The organism is Streptomyces sp. NPDC086519 (assembly GCF_040686075.1).
Lineage (GTDB): Bacteria > Actinomycetota > Actinomycetes > Streptomycetales > Streptomycetaceae > Streptomyces > Streptomyces shenzhenensis.
Map to the genome: position 1 here is coordinate 130,760 of NZ_JBFBJL010000005.1, position 14,544 is coordinate 145,303.

The 14,544-nt window shown below is 71.9% G+C and carries 15 protein-coding genes; 10 read left to right on the forward strand and 5 right to left on the reverse strand.

All coding sequences use genetic code 11. The features are described 5' to 3' along the window. Window positions 1-41: 41 nt before the first annotated feature. Window positions 42-1,385: a cation:proton antiporter gene (locus AB0P24_RS07425; RefSeq protein WP_365791254.1), complete on the reverse strand. Its 1,344-nt coding sequence runs from the start codon at window positions 1,383-1,385 to the stop codon at window positions 42-44. Between the two features lie 293 nt (window positions 1,386-1,678). Here AB0P24_RS07425 and AB0P24_RS07430 point away from each other — a divergent pair, with 293 nt between their 5' ends. The 7 genes from AB0P24_RS07430 (at window position 1,679) to AB0P24_RS07460 (ending at window position 8,384) form a co-directional block, all read left to right on the forward strand. After that, window positions 1,679-2,737 carry a hypothetical protein gene (locus AB0P24_RS07430; protein WP_365791255.1) on the forward strand — a complete coding sequence of 353 codons (1,059 nt, stop codon included), beginning with the start codon at window positions 1,679-1,681 and terminating at the stop codon, window positions 2,735-2,737. Continuing rightward, window positions 2,734-3,843, forward strand: a complete 1,110-nt coding sequence (locus tag AB0P24_RS07435) for a caspase family protein (RefSeq protein ID WP_365791256.1) — start codon at window positions 2,734-2,736, stop codon at window positions 3,841-3,843. The genes AB0P24_RS07430 and AB0P24_RS07435 overlap by 4 nt, the downstream gene beginning before the upstream one ends. Window positions 3,844-3,925: 82 nt before the next feature. Continuing rightward, window positions 3,926-4,102, forward strand: a complete 177-nt coding sequence (locus AB0P24_RS07440) for a hypothetical protein (RefSeq protein ID WP_234536734.1) — start codon at window positions 3,926-3,928, stop codon at window positions 4,100-4,102. 22 nt (window positions 4,103-4,124) lie between these two features. Further along, complete coding sequence (locus AB0P24_RS07445; protein WP_365791257.1) at window positions 4,125-5,921, forward strand: HEXXH motif domain-containing protein; 1,797 nt, start codon at window positions 4,125-4,127, stop codon at window positions 5,919-5,921. A 470-nt stretch (window positions 5,922-6,391) separates the two neighbouring features. After that, entirely contained in the window at window positions 6,392-6,688 is a 297-nt protein-coding gene (locus AB0P24_RS07450; RefSeq protein ID WP_365791258.1) for a hypothetical protein, read from the forward strand. A gap of 136 nt (window positions 6,689-6,824) precedes the next feature. After that, the gene (locus AB0P24_RS07455; RefSeq protein WP_365791259.1) at window positions 6,825-7,469 is read left to right on the forward strand and encodes a hypothetical protein; all 645 of its coding nucleotides are present in this window, start codon (window positions 6,825-6,827) and stop codon (window positions 7,467-7,469) included. Between the two features lie 180 nt (window positions 7,470-7,649). Beyond that, window positions 7,650-8,384, forward strand: a complete 735-nt coding sequence (locus AB0P24_RS07460; RefSeq protein ID WP_365791260.1) for a formylglycine-generating enzyme family protein — start codon at window positions 7,650-7,652, stop codon at window positions 8,382-8,384. 43 nt (window positions 8,385-8,427) lie between these two features. Here the strand turns inward: AB0P24_RS07460 and AB0P24_RS07465 are convergent, their stop codons facing one another. The 4 genes from AB0P24_RS07465 to AB0P24_RS07480 form a co-directional block, all read right to left on the reverse strand. Beyond that, window positions 8,428-8,997, reverse strand: a complete 570-nt coding sequence (locus tag AB0P24_RS07465) for a hypothetical protein (protein ID WP_365791261.1) — start codon at window positions 8,995-8,997, stop codon at window positions 8,428-8,430. Window positions 8,998-9,120: 123 nt separating this feature from the next. Continuing rightward, complete coding sequence (locus AB0P24_RS07470) at window positions 9,121-9,612, reverse strand: hypothetical protein (RefSeq protein ID WP_365791262.1); 492 nt, start codon at window positions 9,610-9,612, stop codon at window positions 9,121-9,123. 125 nt (window positions 9,613-9,737) lie between these two features. Next, on the reverse strand, window positions 9,738-10,388 hold the full coding sequence (locus tag AB0P24_RS07475; protein ID WP_365791263.1) for a response regulator transcription factor: 651 nt from the start codon (window positions 10,386-10,388) through the stop codon (window positions 9,738-9,740). Beyond that, the gene (locus AB0P24_RS07480) at window positions 10,376-11,614 is read right to left on the reverse strand and encodes a sensor histidine kinase (RefSeq protein ID WP_365791264.1); all 1,239 of its coding nucleotides are present in this window, start codon (window positions 11,612-11,614) and stop codon (window positions 10,376-10,378) included. Before AB0P24_RS07480 ends, AB0P24_RS07475 begins: the two co-directional genes overlap by 13 nt. A 134-nt stretch (window positions 11,615-11,748) precedes the next feature. Between AB0P24_RS07480 and AB0P24_RS07485 the strand changes: the two genes are divergently transcribed. The 3 genes from AB0P24_RS07485 to AB0P24_RS07495 all read left to right on the forward strand — a co-directional run bounded on the left by AB0P24_RS07485 (window position 11,749) and on the right by AB0P24_RS07495 (window position 14,518). Further along, window positions 11,749-12,237 carry a hypothetical protein gene (locus AB0P24_RS07485; protein WP_359410435.1) on the forward strand — a complete coding sequence of 163 codons (489 nt, stop codon included), beginning with the start codon at window positions 11,749-11,751 and terminating at the stop codon, window positions 12,235-12,237. 56 nt (window positions 12,238-12,293) lie between these two features. Then, a complete protein-coding gene (locus tag AB0P24_RS07490; RefSeq protein ID WP_365791265.1) occupies window positions 12,294-12,956 on the forward strand; it encodes a methyltransferase domain-containing protein in 663 nt (220 codons plus the stop codon). A 683-nt stretch (window positions 12,957-13,639) separates the two neighbouring features. Then, window positions 13,640-14,518, forward strand: coding sequence for an alpha/beta hydrolase (locus tag AB0P24_RS07495; RefSeq protein ID WP_365791266.1), 879 nt, complete (start codon window positions 13,640-13,642; stop codon window positions 14,516-14,518). Window positions 14,519-14,544 lie beyond the last annotated feature (26 nt).

Consider the following 14,544-nt stretch of genomic DNA (forward strand, 5'->3'; position numbering starts at 1 on the left):
CCCGGCCGGGGCCCGGCCGACGGCTCGGTCCGGCACCGGTGCTACGGCTGCGGGGTCGGTTCGGGGTCGACGGCCGAGGCCTGTCCGGGGTCCGGTCCGGGCCAGGTGCCGGGTTCCCGCTGCTTGTCGGAGCCGCTGTCGGCGGGTTCCGGCGCGGGGGCGGCCGGGCGGCCCAGCGGCCCGGTCAGCGGCCCGGCGGCGGCCGTGGTGAGGAGCGCCATCACGACCAGCAGCGCATACAGCCGGGAGCCGATCACCCCGGCCTGCAACCCCACGTTGAGCACGATGAGTTCGGTGAGCCCCCGGGTGTTGAGCAGCACACCGATCAGCAGCGAGTCACGCCAGGGCAGCCGGGCGACGCCCCGGGCCGACAGACAGCCGGCGGCCACCTTGCCGACCACCGCGGCGGCGCATATCACCAGCAGGAGCACCAGGTCGGAGGCGTGCAGCCCGGTGAGCTGGACCGACATCCCGGAGATCGTGAAGAACACCGGCAGCAGCAGGCCGCCGGTCTCCTGGAGCGGGCGCAGCACATGGCTGTCGGGAGCGCCGTCGGGCTGGCGGGGCATGACGATACCGGCCAGCAGCGCACCGAAGATCACGTGGAGTCCGAGCGCGCTGGTCGCCCAGGACGAGGCCAGCGCCAGGGCGGCGGCGACGGGGACATGATTGGTCATCAGGGCGCCGGGCCGGTTCATCCACCACTTCAGCACCGGCCGTACGACGAGGAACATCGCCAGTACGTACGCCGCCAGCAGGGCCACCTTCTCGGTCCAGGCGCCCACCGAGCCGTTCTCGCCGCCGATCAGTGCGATCGCCAGCACCGGCCAGCTCAGTGCGTCGATGACACCGGCGGCCGCCATGGCGATCGTGGCGGGCCTGGTGCCGGCCAGCCCCTGGTCCCTGATGATGCTGGCCAGCACGGGCACCGCCGTGATGGACAGGGCGACGGCCATGTAGAGGATGAATGTCGCGTCGACCGGATGCCCGCCGTTCGCGGAACGGAAACCTCCGGGATACAGCAGCACGATGCCGGCCCCGATCAGCATGGGAATCGCGAACCCGCTCAGCGAGACGGCGGTCACCGTGCCGCGATTGCGCAGCTGGCCGAGGTCGAGTTCATAACCGACCGCGAAGAGGAAGAGCACCAGCGCGACTTGCGCCACCGAAGTCAGAATTGGCTTGATCTGGTCCGGGAACAGGGTTTCGTACACCCCGCCGGGGGCCAGGCCGAGCAGGCTGGGACCCAGGGCGATGCCGGCGAATAACTGCCCGATGACCGAGGGCTGGCGAAGTCTGCGGGCCGCCGCGCCCAGGGCGGAGGAGGCTGCGATCACCACCGCGAGAGCTGCGACGACGTGAGTGACAGTGGAGTCGATGCTCACCGGCATCCCCCTTCGGCAAGTGCCGCACCCTGTAGCGTTGTTCATACGTAGTGTAGCCGGTGCCGGGGCAATTGACCTATTCTTGCCGCGCTCGGAATATGCCGTTCGAGGGTGGGGGGTCGGCGGTGACGACGGTCTTATTCGTACACGGAACCGGCGTGCGCGAGCCGGGATTCAGCGGAACCATGGAAGCCGTACGGCAAGGATTACGGCCGTTACGGCCCGAAGTCCGGATATCTTCCTGCTATTGGGGGGGAAGCGCCGGATCGGTACTGCATTCGAACGGTATTTCCGTGCCGGGGTACGGGACGGGGCGTGAATTACCGCGTGCGGGCGCCCCCGGTGCGCCGGAGGGGGACCTCGACGAGGACGTCGAATTCTGGGGACTGCTTTATCTGGACCCGCTCCTCGAACTGCGCCTGCTCACCGCGGAGACCACCGGGAGAACCGAGTCCGCACCGGGCACCCGGCCGCCGGGCGAGGCCCTCTCCGCGGCGGCCCCGGCGCTGGCCCAGGACGACCGGCTGCGCGGGCTGCTGGACGCGGCGGGCCTTTCGGAGGACTTCGCCGCCGCCGTGGCCGCCGTACTGACCACCGACGACTGCCGCCGCTTCCTGCGCGCCCCGGCCGAGGGCGCCGGCCCGGCCGAACTGGCCCGCGCCTTCGTGGCCGAGGCGGTGCGCCGCCGGACCGGGCGGCAGGAACCGGCGCCGGCCCTCGACGGCACCGCCCGCGACGAGGCGGTCGCCCGGATCGCCGCCCTGCTCCCCGCCCTCTCCGCGACCGGGGACGGGCCCGGCACACACCGCGGCCCGGTGACCCGGCGGATCAAGCGGCTGACGGGACGGCTGGCCCTCGGCCTGGCCTCCGCCCAGGCGGTCAGACGGCGTTCGGCGCTCACCGACGCGGCCCATCCGGCCGCCGGGGACGTGCTGCTCTACCTGGCCCGCGGCGGCCCGATCCGCGAGGCGGTCGCGGCGGCCGTGGCGGCGGCGAAGCCGCCGGTCGTGCTGCTCGCCCACAGCCTCGGCGGCATAGCCGCGCTGGACCTGCTGGTGCTGCGGCCGCTGCCGCAGGTCGCGCTGCTGGTGACCGTCGGCTCGCAGGCCCCGTTCCTGTACGAGCTGGGGGCGCTGCCCAGCCTGGAGCCCGGCAGCCCGCTGCCCGCCCACGTCCCGCGCTGGCTCAACGTGTACGACCGGCGGGACCTGCTCAGTTACCTGGGCGCCGGCGTCTTCCCCGGCCGGGTCCAGGACATCGCCCTCGACAGCCGCCAGCCCTTCCCGCTCTCCCACAGCGCCTACTGGAGCAACCCCGAGCTGTACCGCGTCCTGGCCGAGGAACTGCCGTGACCGCCGCCGCCCGCCCGGACCGGACGTACGCCGTCGTCGTCGGCGTGGAACGCTACGCCGCCGGCCCGTCCTGGGACCTGCCGGGTCCGGCCGCCGACGCCCGCCGCTTCACTGCCTGGCTGCGCCGCCGAGGAGTGCCCGCGGCCCACATCTCCCTGCTGCTGGACGCCCTGCCCGGGACGGGCGGACCCGGGACGGACGTGACCGCCCGTCCCGCCGGGCGGGAGGCGGTGCAGGAGGTGCTGACCCGCCGGCTGCCCGCGCTGGAGGGCGACCTGCTGTTCGTCGTCTGGGGCGGCCACGGGGTCACCGACCCGCAGGGGCACCGCAGGCTCTTCTACGCCGACGCCACGGCCGACGACAAACGCAACCTCGACCTGGATGCCTGGCTGACCACCCTCACCACCGACGCCCTGCCCGGCTTCCGGCGCCAGATCTGGCTGGTGGACTCCTGCCAGACCTTCGTCGAGGACCTGGGCTTCGCGCGCTCCCTCCCCGGCGAACTCCCTTCCCACGGCGACCGGTTGCCGGGCCGGGAGCAGTTCGTGCTGCTGGCCTCGGGACCGGGGCAGCGCGCGGTCAACGACCCGGTGCAGCGGACCGGGGCGTTCTCCCAGGCCGTACTGGCCACGCTGGAGGCCTCGGACGACGAGAACTGGCCACCCGACATGAACGCGGTCGCCCGGGCCGTGATCGGACGCTTCACCGAGGGGGGACAGCGGCCCACCTCGCTGTGGTACCGGTCCGGGGCCGGCGACGTACGCCATTACGACTTCCCCGCCACCCGGCGCCGGGAGGAACCGGTGCCGGACGCGGCCCTGGCCGAACTCGTCGCCCTGCTGGCCGGCTGGCCCGCGCTGGCCGACCGCGACCAGCGGCAACTCGTCATCGGCATGCTGCCCGTCGACCTGGCCGGTGCCATCCCGAGGCTGGGCGCGGCCCGGGCCGACATCATCAGCATCGTGCGCACCTGCCGTCTGCACCCGGGAGGCCTGGCCGCCCTCGTCGAGGCGCTCGGGGCGCTCGACCCGGGCTCGCTGGCACAGGGCGAGCTGAAGGACTGGGCGGCCCGCCGGCTGCCGCCCTCGCCCGGGTCAGCAGGTTGACCGGCCTGATCACGGCCTTCCCGGCACCTGGTCCATGCGTCATCATGAAACCAACGGGAGGACGTTCTCAGGGGGACGGCACATGAACACGTCCGCGGACTCGGTGCGATCCGAACTGCCCGATCTGAGCGATACCGCGCTCCTCGACCTTCGGTCGCGACATCCGGACGTCTACGCGCGTGCACTGGACCGCCTGCTGCGCCAGGTCGAGCGGCTACGGATCAACTTCGGTGACGGACCACCTGGACGGGCTGACTGACGGTCCCTACGGAAGGAGACACGTGCAGGAGGACGGAGGCTCCGCGTCCGCCCGTGCCGCTACCCACGTGATTCCCTCGGCGTACTTCGACGATCTGGCGGCGGGCCGGGGCGGTCCGGAGGCGGTTCGTTTCCTGTGGACCACCGAGTACAGCAGGCGGCTGCTGCTGCTGAGGGCCCTGCTCGACACCATCGCCGCGACCCCGGGCGCGCTCGGTCCGCTGCCGCCCGTCGACACCGCGTGGGACATCCTGACGGCGGCTCAGCAGCGCGCCCCGGAGGGCTTCGGGGAGTTGCTGCTGCACCCACAGGTCGGCATCTGGCTGGGGCACAGCCTGCGCCGGCTCAGGCACCGGGCCTGGGGCGACGGGCCGCTGTGGACCGACCTCGGCCATCTGCACGCGGTGTGCGCGGTCGCCGCGCTGCGCGCGGGGCTGCCGCTGCGCACCACCGTGCCGCTGCGGGACGGCGCCGCGATGTTCCCGGCGCTCGGGCTGGCCCGCCTGCCGGACCGCCCGCGGTGGGGGACGGCGGAGGTGGTCGTGGCGGCGGGGCGGCTGCAGGTGGACCCGTACGGCACCGGCGTGGGTCCGCCCGAGCCGCCCGGGACCCCCGACGGTGACGCCCCCGGGTGGCAGGGCCTGCGCAGCCTGCGGGCGGACGCGGCGGGCCGGCCGGTGACCGTCTGGCTGGACGACATCGACCCCTACCGGGACCTGAGCGAACCGCTGCCCCCGAGGCGCCTCGACAAGGACGAACTGGCCCGCTGGCGGGAGGGGTTCGGCGGCGCGCTGAATCTGCTCACGGGCAGCGACCCGGGCATGGCCGCCGCCATGGCCGAGGGGCTGCGCACCATCGCCGAGGTGCGCGGGGCACCGGCCTGGGCGGTCCTCAGCGCCTCCTCCGGCGACGCCTTCGGCGGCCTGCTCTCCTCGCTGCCCCCGGACCCGGTCAGTTTCGCGGTCACCCTGGTCCACGAGTTCCAGCACACCAAACTGGGCGCCCTGCTCCACCTGCTGACGCTGGAGCGGGACAGCGGGACGGAACGGCACTACGCCCCCTGGCGCAACGACCCGCGGCCGCTGAGCGGCCTGCTCCAGGGCGCCTACGCGTTCCTGGGCATCACCGACTTCTGGTGCAGGTACCTGGACCACGCCCCGCCGGACCGGCGCCCGCTGGCGCAGTTCGAGTTCGCCCTGCGCAGGCGGCAGACCCAGGAGGCGATCCATGCCCTGCGCGCCGATCCCGCCCTGACCGCGCACGGCCGCCGTTTCCTGCGGGGCATGGCCGCGCGCCTGCCGGCCTGGTGGTCCGACGGCCGGATCCGGCCGGACATCGTCGCCCTGGCCGAATTCGTGGCCACCGACCACCGCACCGGCTGGCGGGTCCGGCATCTGACCCCCGCCCCGGACGACGTCCGCGCCCTGGCCCGGGCCTTCACCGCCGGTGCCGCGGCCGCCGGGCCCATCGCCGGGTCCACCGTCGTCCCCGATCTCGCCGCGCCGTGGTCCCAGGCCCGTGCCGGACTGATCCGGCAGGGCCTCGCCGTAGCGTCCGACAGCGACTGGCCCGCCCCGTCCGCCGCCGACCGCGCCCTGGTCGCCGGGGACCCCGCCGCCTCCGAGGCCTACGCCCGCCTGCTGGCGTGCGATCCCGAGGACGCCGACGCGTGGACCGGCCTGGTCCTCGCCCTCGCCGCCCGCCCGCTGCTGCGCCGCCCCGAGCTGCCCCGCGCGGTGCACCGCGAACTCCGCATGACCGGCACGGCGGCCGACCCGCGCGACGTCGCCCGCTGGCTTGCCGCCGGCCCGGACGCCTGAGAAACGGCCGGACGAGCGGGCCGCGGCGGACGTTGCTCGGGAGGCCCCGTCAACTTTGCTGCCCCGCACCAGGCTTGGATGCGCCACGTGCGGGGCAGAGCCCTCCTACCGGACAGCAGCTACCGGTCAGGGCTCGGCCACAGGAGGGCGTCATGGACGGTCGGATTCGCGTGCGCGTTGTTCGTCGGCCCGCTCCCCGCGGGCAGGAGATCGACCGCAGGACGCCCTCCGGGCGCATCCTGCCGTACTAGGGCCTGCTGCCAAAGTGCCGTCTGCCGCGCGACGCCCGGCACGCCGAGAGCACGCACCGGACGCCGCGCGGCCGCCCTTCGGGCGACGACGCCACTTTCACAACCGGCCCTGGGAGACCCGGAGCGCGGCACGGAGCACGGGTGCGCCGGCGGTCTCTGGCCACAAGCAACTGTTGCTGGGATTTCAGTGACTGTGAGTGGCTGTGTGTTCATTCGTTGATGATCGATGAACTTGAGGTGGAAGCCGGTCCGTTGGCGCGGTGGCAGGTGCATTGGTGCGACCCGCGGCGGGAGGTGTCGTGGTACGCCGCCGATCCGGTGCTGGCAAGCCTGCCGACGCCGGCAGAGTGGGCGCACGCGCACGGTACGCAGATGGGACAGCCGGTGCTGCTGCGGGCCGATGGTTGGTCGGTGCCGGAGGTCAACGGGTTCTGCGCCTCGGCGCGGGTACGCAACGCGAGCGCTGGCACGCGGAGGAAGTACGCCTTCGCGAGCCGTCTGGCTGGGATTCCTTGATGCGGCGGGCCGGGCCTGTCTCCCACCAGTAGCCCTCAGCCTTGAACGTGGCTGCGTCGAACGAGACCACGCCCACGACCTGGTCCTCCCGCGCGGCAGACACTGGAAAGGTGTCCGCGACGCTGCCGGCGACAAGATGCCCGAGGGCGAGATCCGGGCCGATCCGTGGGTCCTCACCGAGGCCGTCGCCACCGCCGTCGCCGTCCTGGAACGGCCGCACACGAGCACCTGGCTGTTCCCGGCGACGTTGTTCACCGACGGCCGCGACGGCGCGACCATCCTGCGCAGCCGCGTCGGCGGCTCCCGGTCGGAGACCCGAATCAACCACGACATCGCCGAATTCCTGGCCTGGGTCGAGACCTACTGCGCCAAGCACGGCCGCAGCGATCACATCCCGCCCGACCCGGTCCACCCGGTCATCTACTCCGCTCGCCTGCGCCGCACCCTGGCCTGGTTCATCGTCCGCCGGCCACGGGGCCTGGTTGCCGCCGCCATCCGATACGGACACCTCCGGGTCCAGACGACCCTCGGCCACGCCGGGAACCACGCCTCGGGCTTCCCCGACGACCTCGCCTTCGAAGACTGGCCGGCCCGGCTGGACACCCTCGCCGACGCACACCAGCGCCTCCGTGAAGGCGAGCAGGCCAGCGGCCGAGACCTACCGGCACCGCATCCAGGCCGCCGCTCGCTTCGCCGGCCGAGTCCCGCGCACCAAGCGGCACGCCAACACCATGCTCGCCAACCCCGACCTCGACGACTGCCGCTGTCGGCGTACGCATGAAGGTGCTCAACCCTGTACACGGGAACGTGCACCGCGCGCCATGCCCGCGCACGTGACCCGGTCGGACTGTGGCCCCATGTCCTGGTCCCAAGGTCGCTGGTGACATGGGTCCATCGGCCGACGCGCGCCCCGACCACCAAGGTGATCATTTGGGTTGCCCACTTGAGCCAAGGAGGATCCATGCGGGTGGAGCAGGTGAACTGGGTCGACATCCCGGCCGGGTTGCTGCGTCGGGGTACGCCGGTCGACGAAGTTGCGGCAGTGGCCCGCCGCTATGCGGACACCGGAGTGCCGGTGGAGTGGTACATGAAGGAAGCCCCGCGCACGGAAATCGACGTCCCGGCGTTTCGGATCGCCCGCACCCCGGTCACGGTCGGCCAGTGGACACGCTTCGCGGCGGCCACCGGCCGACCGGTCCCGCAGAGGCCGGCAGACCACCCGGTGGTCGGGGTCGCCTGGAAGGCGGCGACGGCCTACTGCCGGTGGCTCGGAGAACGGCTCGGCCTCGATGTGCGGCTGCCCACGGAAGACGAGTGGGAGCGCGCCGCGCGGGGCGACGACGGCCGGGAGTTCCCGTGGGGCGAGGAGTACCGAACCGGTCTGGCCAATCTGGTGGACCTCGGCATCGGCACCACCATGCCGGTCGGCTCGTTCCCCGACGGAGCCAGTCCCTTCGGTGTGCTGGACATGGCGGGCAACGCCGACGAGTGGACCTCTACCCTCTACGCCCCCTACCCTGGCGCGCCCGCCGAGGTGCCGACCACCGAAGACTGGGCCTTCGACCGGCACATCACCCGAGGCGGCGCCTTCCGCCACGACCGGGACCTGGCCCGCTGCGCCCGTCGGCACGGCGCCTATGAGCCGGATCTGGAAGCGATCGGCGTGGGCTTCCGCCTTGCGGCACCGGCCGCGTAGAACCGGACACCCTGCCGACATCGCACGACGGGCGGAGTCTCCCTCAGACGGTGCATCTTCGGCTGCACCACCCTGTGCACATTCCGGTGTACGCCGACAGCCGCCCGAACTGCGTCAACATCGCGCGGACCGATCGCGACATCGAACACGTCCTCGTCCAGATCGAGCGGCTACGACCGCTCGTCGACGACCCGCCGGCTCCCTCCTTCCGACACGCCCGCGAACAGCACGAACTCGACCGCCTGGAACGCATCGTCACCGCCCACGACCCGACCGGAGAAACCCCACGACGGCCACTGGCCACGACGACGAACGCGACGCCGTCACCGCAGCGATCCAACGGCTCCTCGACGGCCGTCCAACCCGGTCCACCGGGGCGCTCGCCACGCCGCAACTCGCCGCCGAGGCAGGCGTCGAGCGCTGGGTCCTCACGCACAAGCACGTCGACCTCAAAGAAGAATTCGTCCGCCGAAAGTCCGAAGCGAACGGCATCCCACCCGCGTTCCAGCATCTGCACGCCCGCCCCGTCGACGCCGAAGCCGCCGCCCAAGCCCTGCGGGAGGACAACGGCCGGCTTCGCGAGCGCGTCGCCGTCTGTGCCCAGGTCATCCACGAACTCCGCACCGGGCTGGACCGGCGCACCGACGACAACACCCGGCGCAGCCCCGTCCGGAGCCTCCCCACCAGCATCACCTGATGCGCGGGAACGCGGATGAACGGTGATCGCTTGACGGTCCTACTTCTCGATGACGAAGTAGATGGCCCGGTGCTCATCCACCTTCTCCAGCAGGCCACTGTCCGTCAGTCGTCGGTACACCTCTCGGATGTACTTCTCAGAGGGGTGGTAACCGGCGTCTCGCAGGGTCTGCATTCCGCGGCTCGGGTCCCAGGTTCCGCCGAGCGCGCGAACGGACTTCTCCAGGGACTCTCGCTGGGTGTTCTCAGCCTTCTGCACCTTGGCCATGTGGTTGCGGATGCTTTCAGGGGCGCCCTTGTAGTCGCAGTGGTCGCACTTCTTCCAGGCGCCCGCTTCGACGGCTGCGTCGGTGACGGGGTTGTCGGGGCCGTAGCCCTGGCTCTTGAGGAGTTCGGCGACGGAGCCGTTGTGGTGGACGGCGAGGTAGGCGGCTTCGGCGATCTTGTCATGACCGGCGGCGAAGGTGCGTCCGTAGCCGATGGCGGTCTGGCAGCCGCAGTAGCAGCGGTTGGTGGTCGCGGTGTCTGTCATGCCGTCAGGTTAGCCACCCCGGATGCCCCTAACAAGGCTTGGAAACCCTTGGATTCCTAGGATGATGGAAGGCGGGTGGCGCTCCGTGCCCCACAACGGCGGTAGGGGTGCGGGCGGCGGGCCGGTCAGGTCGGGGAAGCGCCGAGGAATCTCAGGACGGCGAGAACGCGCCGGTGGTCGGCGTCGGCTGCGGGCAGGTCGAGTTTGGCGAGGATGTTGTTGATGTGCTTGGCCACTGCGCTGTCGCTGACGACCAGGGCCTCGGCGATCCCGGTGTTGGAGCGTCCCTCGGCCATCAGGGCGAGTACCTCCCGTTCGCGTGGCGTCAGCCGATCGAGCGGGTCACTGCGACGGCGCACGAGCAGCTGGGCGACCACCTGTGGATCCAGTGCCGTGCCCCCGGCTGCAACCCGCCGAACGGAGGCCACGAACTCCTCCACGTCGGCGACGCGTTGCTTGAGCAGGTAGCCGACGCCGCTGGTGTTGGCCGTCAGCAGGTCGGCCGCATACCGCTCCTCGACGTACTGCGAGAGCAGTACCACCGCGGTCTGCGGCCATTGCCTACGGATCACCAGCGCGGCGCGCACGCCTTCGTCGGTGAAGCCGGGTGGCATGCGGACATCGACCAGGGCCAGCCCGGGCCGGTGTTCCTCGACGGCCGCAAGCAGGGCTTCGGCGTCGCCGACTTCGGCGGCGATCTCGAAGCCGGCCATTTCCAGGACCTTGACGAGCCCGACGCGCAGCAGCAGTGAGTCCTCGGCGATCACGGCTCGCATGGCAGCTCCACGGCGATGGTGGTCGGGCCCCCGACCGGGCTGCTGATGTGGAAGGCGCCGTCGACGGAACCGACCCGTTTGGCCAGCCCGCTCAGTCCGCTGCCGGTGGAGGTGTCGGCGCCGCCGGTCCCGTCGTCGGTGATGTTCACGCGCAACATTCTCCCGATCTGTTTGACAGTGACGTCCACGCGGGTGGCGCGGGCGTGCTTGGTGACGTTGGTGAGCGCCTCGGAGACCACGAAGTAGGCGACCGACTCCACGGTGGGCGCCGCTCGCTCCTCGAGGTCGACTCGCAGCCGTACCGGGATCGGTACCCGGGCGGCCAGCCCGGACAGCGCCGCGTCCAGCCCGCGGTCTTCGAGGACGGCCGGGTGCAGGCCGCGCACCAGGTCGTTGAGTTCGGCGATGGCCTCCTTCGCCTCGCGGTGCGCCTCGTCGATCACGGTGCGGGCCTCCTCCGGCAGGTTGGTGAGGGTGGCCTTGGCCAGGCCCAGGTTGACCGCGAGGGAGACCAGGCGCTGCTGGGTGCCGTCGTGCAGGTCGCGTTCGATGCGGCGGCGTTCGGTATCGACGGCGTCGATCAGGTCGGTGCGGCTCTCGGACAGGTGCTCGACACGCTGCTGAAGCTGCTGGGAGCGGCTGGTCCCGAGCAGCGCGAGCGCGATCCGGGTCTCGGCGCGGGTCACCGGCCCGGTCAGCCAGGATGCGGCGCACAGCAGCAGCACGCCGGCCGCGGTGTAGTACACCGCTTGGGTCGCGTAGTCGACATGGTCCAGGCGAACCTGCACCGGCAACATCCAGGCCCACCCGTTGACGGTGACGCCGGCAAGGCCCGCGACCCACGCAGCGAGCACCCCCAGCTCCACCCCGGCCAGGAGCGGACCGACAAGCAGGTGGTATCCGGCCTGCCGCCAGGTCTGGGCCACGGACAGCCACCGCAGAGCGCGCCTCAGCCACCCTTGCTCGCGCGCGGCCGGCAGCCGGATGATCTCCACTCCCAGCAGCACCCGGTAACGGCGTCGCTGCACGGCGGTGAGCACAAGCACACCGAGCAAGATCAGCACAAACGGGAGCGGGAGCACCGGCCACGCCCCCGACTTCGGGACACTCGCCATCCAGCTCCACAACGGCACCAGCGCAAGGTGCAGCGGAATCCCGGTCGCCAAGAAACCGGTGTCCCGCCGGACCCGGACAACTCGGCGCCGCAGCGCCCGGGGAATCGTCATGGCTCGACGGTAAAACGCCAGGTGAAGGCTATGCCATGCACCGTGCATCCGGATCGGTGGTGAAGCTGGCACCACCCTGAGAACGGCACCCGGCGTTACTGACTGTGATCGCTGTGCGGCTCAGGCTGAAGGACGTGCAGGAAATCATCGAACTGTTCCCGGAGCCGGACGCCGAGCGCGGCATACGCAGGCCGCACGGCCCGCGCACAGGATCGCTCCCCAGCCCGCAGCGCCGTCGTCCGGACCGCCTTCCAGGCCGACGGCGGGGTCTTGTCCTGGCCGGCTGCGGGGTGGCGCTGCTGCCGTGGCTCGTCGTGTTGGCCACCAGCCTGCCGACCACCTTCCGTGCCTCGCACTGGTCCGCCGCCTGGGTGGGTCTGGACGCGCTGGAGGCGGTCGGCCTGATCACCACAGGTCTGCTGGCCACCCGCGGGGATCGGCGACTGGCACCGGCCGCCGCCGCGACGGCCGCCCTGCTCACCGTCGACGCCTGGTTCGACACGATGACCGCGGCCAGCGGGAGCGAACTGCGCGCGGCGCTGGTCATGGCGTTGTTCGCAGAACTTCCGCTCGCAGCGGTATGCGTCCGCCTGGCGGTTCGAGCGCTGCCCCGCACCCCGTGAAACCCGCCACACCGCCCCGGGCTGCAACCACGGATACCACGGAACTGGAGAACACCATGGGCTCTGCTGTCCTGACCGCACCGCGCCTGCGCTGGGCCTGCGCCCTCAGTGCCGCTGCCGCCGCAGGCGCCTGGTGGTTCGGCGACAAGGCGCCGTACCCCTACGCCCAACGCAGTCTGCTGGACCTGCCGTTGCCGTTCCTCACATCCGCCCGGCTCGACGCGGTGCTCACTCCGAGCCCGGGCGAGCGGATCCTCGAAGTGGGGCCCGGCACCGGACTGCAGTCGCTGCACATCGCACCGCAACTCGGGCCCCACGGGCAGCTCGACATCCTCGACATCCAACCCGAGATGCTCCGCCACGTGATGCGCCGCGCGGGGCAGCGCGCAGTACCCAACATCGTGCCCACCCATGCGGATGCCCGCGAGCTGCCCTTCGACGACGACACCTTCGACGCCATGTATCTGGTGACCGCACTGGGCGAGATCCCGGAACCACAACGGGTGCTCGATGAGGCAGTACGGGTGCTCACCCCCGCAGGACGGCTGGTCGTGGGCGAGTTCTTCGACCGGCACTGGATCCCCTTCGGCCCTCTGCACCGTCTCGCCGACGCGTCCGGCCTGCATCTGAGCACCAGGAGCGGCTCGACCCTCGCCTATCTGGCACGGTTTCAACCCTGCGCCCGATCGCAGCGCTCACTTCGAGGACCTGAGAACTGACCGGTAGCCCGGCCCAGGTGTTCCGCGTCGGCGGAGTCATCCCGTGCCCGGCAGCGGCAGCCGATGCGAACCCACAGCCAGTACAGCACCGCGACGCCGACAGCCGCGCCGGTCAAGCCCACGCCGAGACCCACATGCGCTCATCACTCTGCTGCCGTGGTCACCGCTTCAAGTATCCCGGTCGGGCCCCTGTCTCGGCGCCGATCCGCCAACGACACTCGATCGAGCGACCTCCCCTTCACCCTGCCCAAAACAGCGTCAGGCATGTGTGAGGCAAGTGCCCTGTTCAGGGACGTGCCTGACAGATGTCCGAGGAGTGTCAGGCATGTTGGCCATGCCTGTCAGGCGCCGGCTTCGGGTCGGCCGAACCGAGTCGAGCGGGCGTTTCGCTTCGTTTCGATCGAAACACCTTCCCGGCCCGGTGAGCCCGACAGCCGCCGCGAAATGATCTTGGCCGGTGAGGGCTTCCTCAGCGTGACGCAGAGCCGTCGTACGCGCGGGTCTCCTTACGCTGGTCCGTGTCGCGGACGACGGGCGCCGACCCGGCGCGCACTTGCCCGGTGCCGCCCCCAAGCCGGGCCGTTTTCAAGCCGGTTGACCTGCACGTTCGTTTCACCGTCCGGCTCTGCGGGCAATGGCCCGGCAACGCGGCCCCGCCGGCGCCGCGGGAGGGGGACACGGCGGTGCCTGATCTGGTGCGGACGACGGGTGGGCGGCGGCTGCGGGTGGAGGTGTCCGGAGATCCGAAAGGGCGGCCGGTCTTCCTGCTGCACGGGATGCCCGGCAGCCGGGTGGGGCCGCGGCCCCGGCCGATGTTCCTGTACCAGCAGGGCGCCCGGCTCATCAGCTTCGACCGGCCGGGGTACGGGGGCTCGGACCGCCGCCCCGGACGGCGGGTCGTGGACGTCGTCGAGGACGTGGCGGCCGTCGCGGACGCCCTCGGACTGGGCCGGTTCGCGGTGGCCGGCCGCTCCGGCGGCGGACCGCACGCCCTCGCCTGCGCGGCGCTGCTGCCGGGCCGGGTGACCCGGGCGGCCGCCCTGGTGGGGCTCGCGCCACGGGACGCCGAGGGGCTCGACTGGTTCGCCGGGATGGCACCGTTCAACGTCCTGGAGTTCCACACCGCCTTCACCGACCCGGAGCGGTACGCGGCCCGGATCATCCCGCGCTCGGCCGTCATCCGCAGCAACCCGGCGCGGCTGCTGGAGGACCTGCGCGCGGACCTGACCGAGGAGGACCGGCTGATCGTCTCCGACACCAGCATCCGGTCCATGCTGCTGCGCACCTACCACGAGGCGCTGCGCACCTCGCCGTACGGCTGGATCGACGACGCGTTCGCGCTGACCAGCCCGTGGGGCTTCGATCCGGCGCACATCGGGGTGCCGGTGCTGCTGTGGCACGGCGCCAAGGACGTGTTCTCGCCCGCCTCCCACTTCTCCTGGCTGGCCGCGCGCATCCCGCGCGCCAAGGCGGTCCTGGAGCCGAAGGCGGCGCACTTCGCCTCGCTGCGCGCCCTGCCCGACGTACTGGACTGGCTGCTGGCGGGGACACCCCGAGGATGACCGCGCGCGGCCGACGGGCCGTCCGC

Coding starts and splice junctions, on each gene's coding strand:
- AB0P24_RS07440 (WP_234536734.1), top strand. CDS start 3,926: ATGAACACGTCCGCGGACTCGGTGCGATCCGAACTGCCCGATCTGAGC.
- AB0P24_RS07470 (WP_365791262.1), bottom strand. CDS start 9,612: ATGACAGACACCGCGACCACCAACCGCTGCTACTGCGGCTGCCAGACC.
- AB0P24_RS07460 (WP_365791260.1), top strand. CDS start 7,650: ATGCGGGTGGAGCAGGTGAACTGGGTCGACATCCCGGCCGGGTTGCTG.
- AB0P24_RS07480 (WP_365791264.1), bottom strand. CDS start 11,614: ATGACGATTCCCCGGGCGCTGCGGCGCCGAGTTGTCCGGGTCCGGCGG.
- AB0P24_RS07450 (WP_365791258.1), top strand. CDS start 6,392: ATGATCGATGAACTTGAGGTGGAAGCCGGTCCGTTGGCGCGGTGGCAG.
- AB0P24_RS07455 (WP_365791259.1), top strand. CDS start 6,825: ATGCCCGAGGGCGAGATCCGGGCCGATCCGTGGGTCCTCACCGAGGCC.
- AB0P24_RS07490 (WP_365791265.1), top strand. CDS start 12,294: ATGGGCTCTGCTGTCCTGACCGCACCGCGCCTGCGCTGGGCCTGCGCC.
- AB0P24_RS07475 (WP_365791263.1), bottom strand. CDS start 10,388: ATGCGAGCCGTGATCGCCGAGGACTCACTGCTGCTGCGCGTCGGGCTC.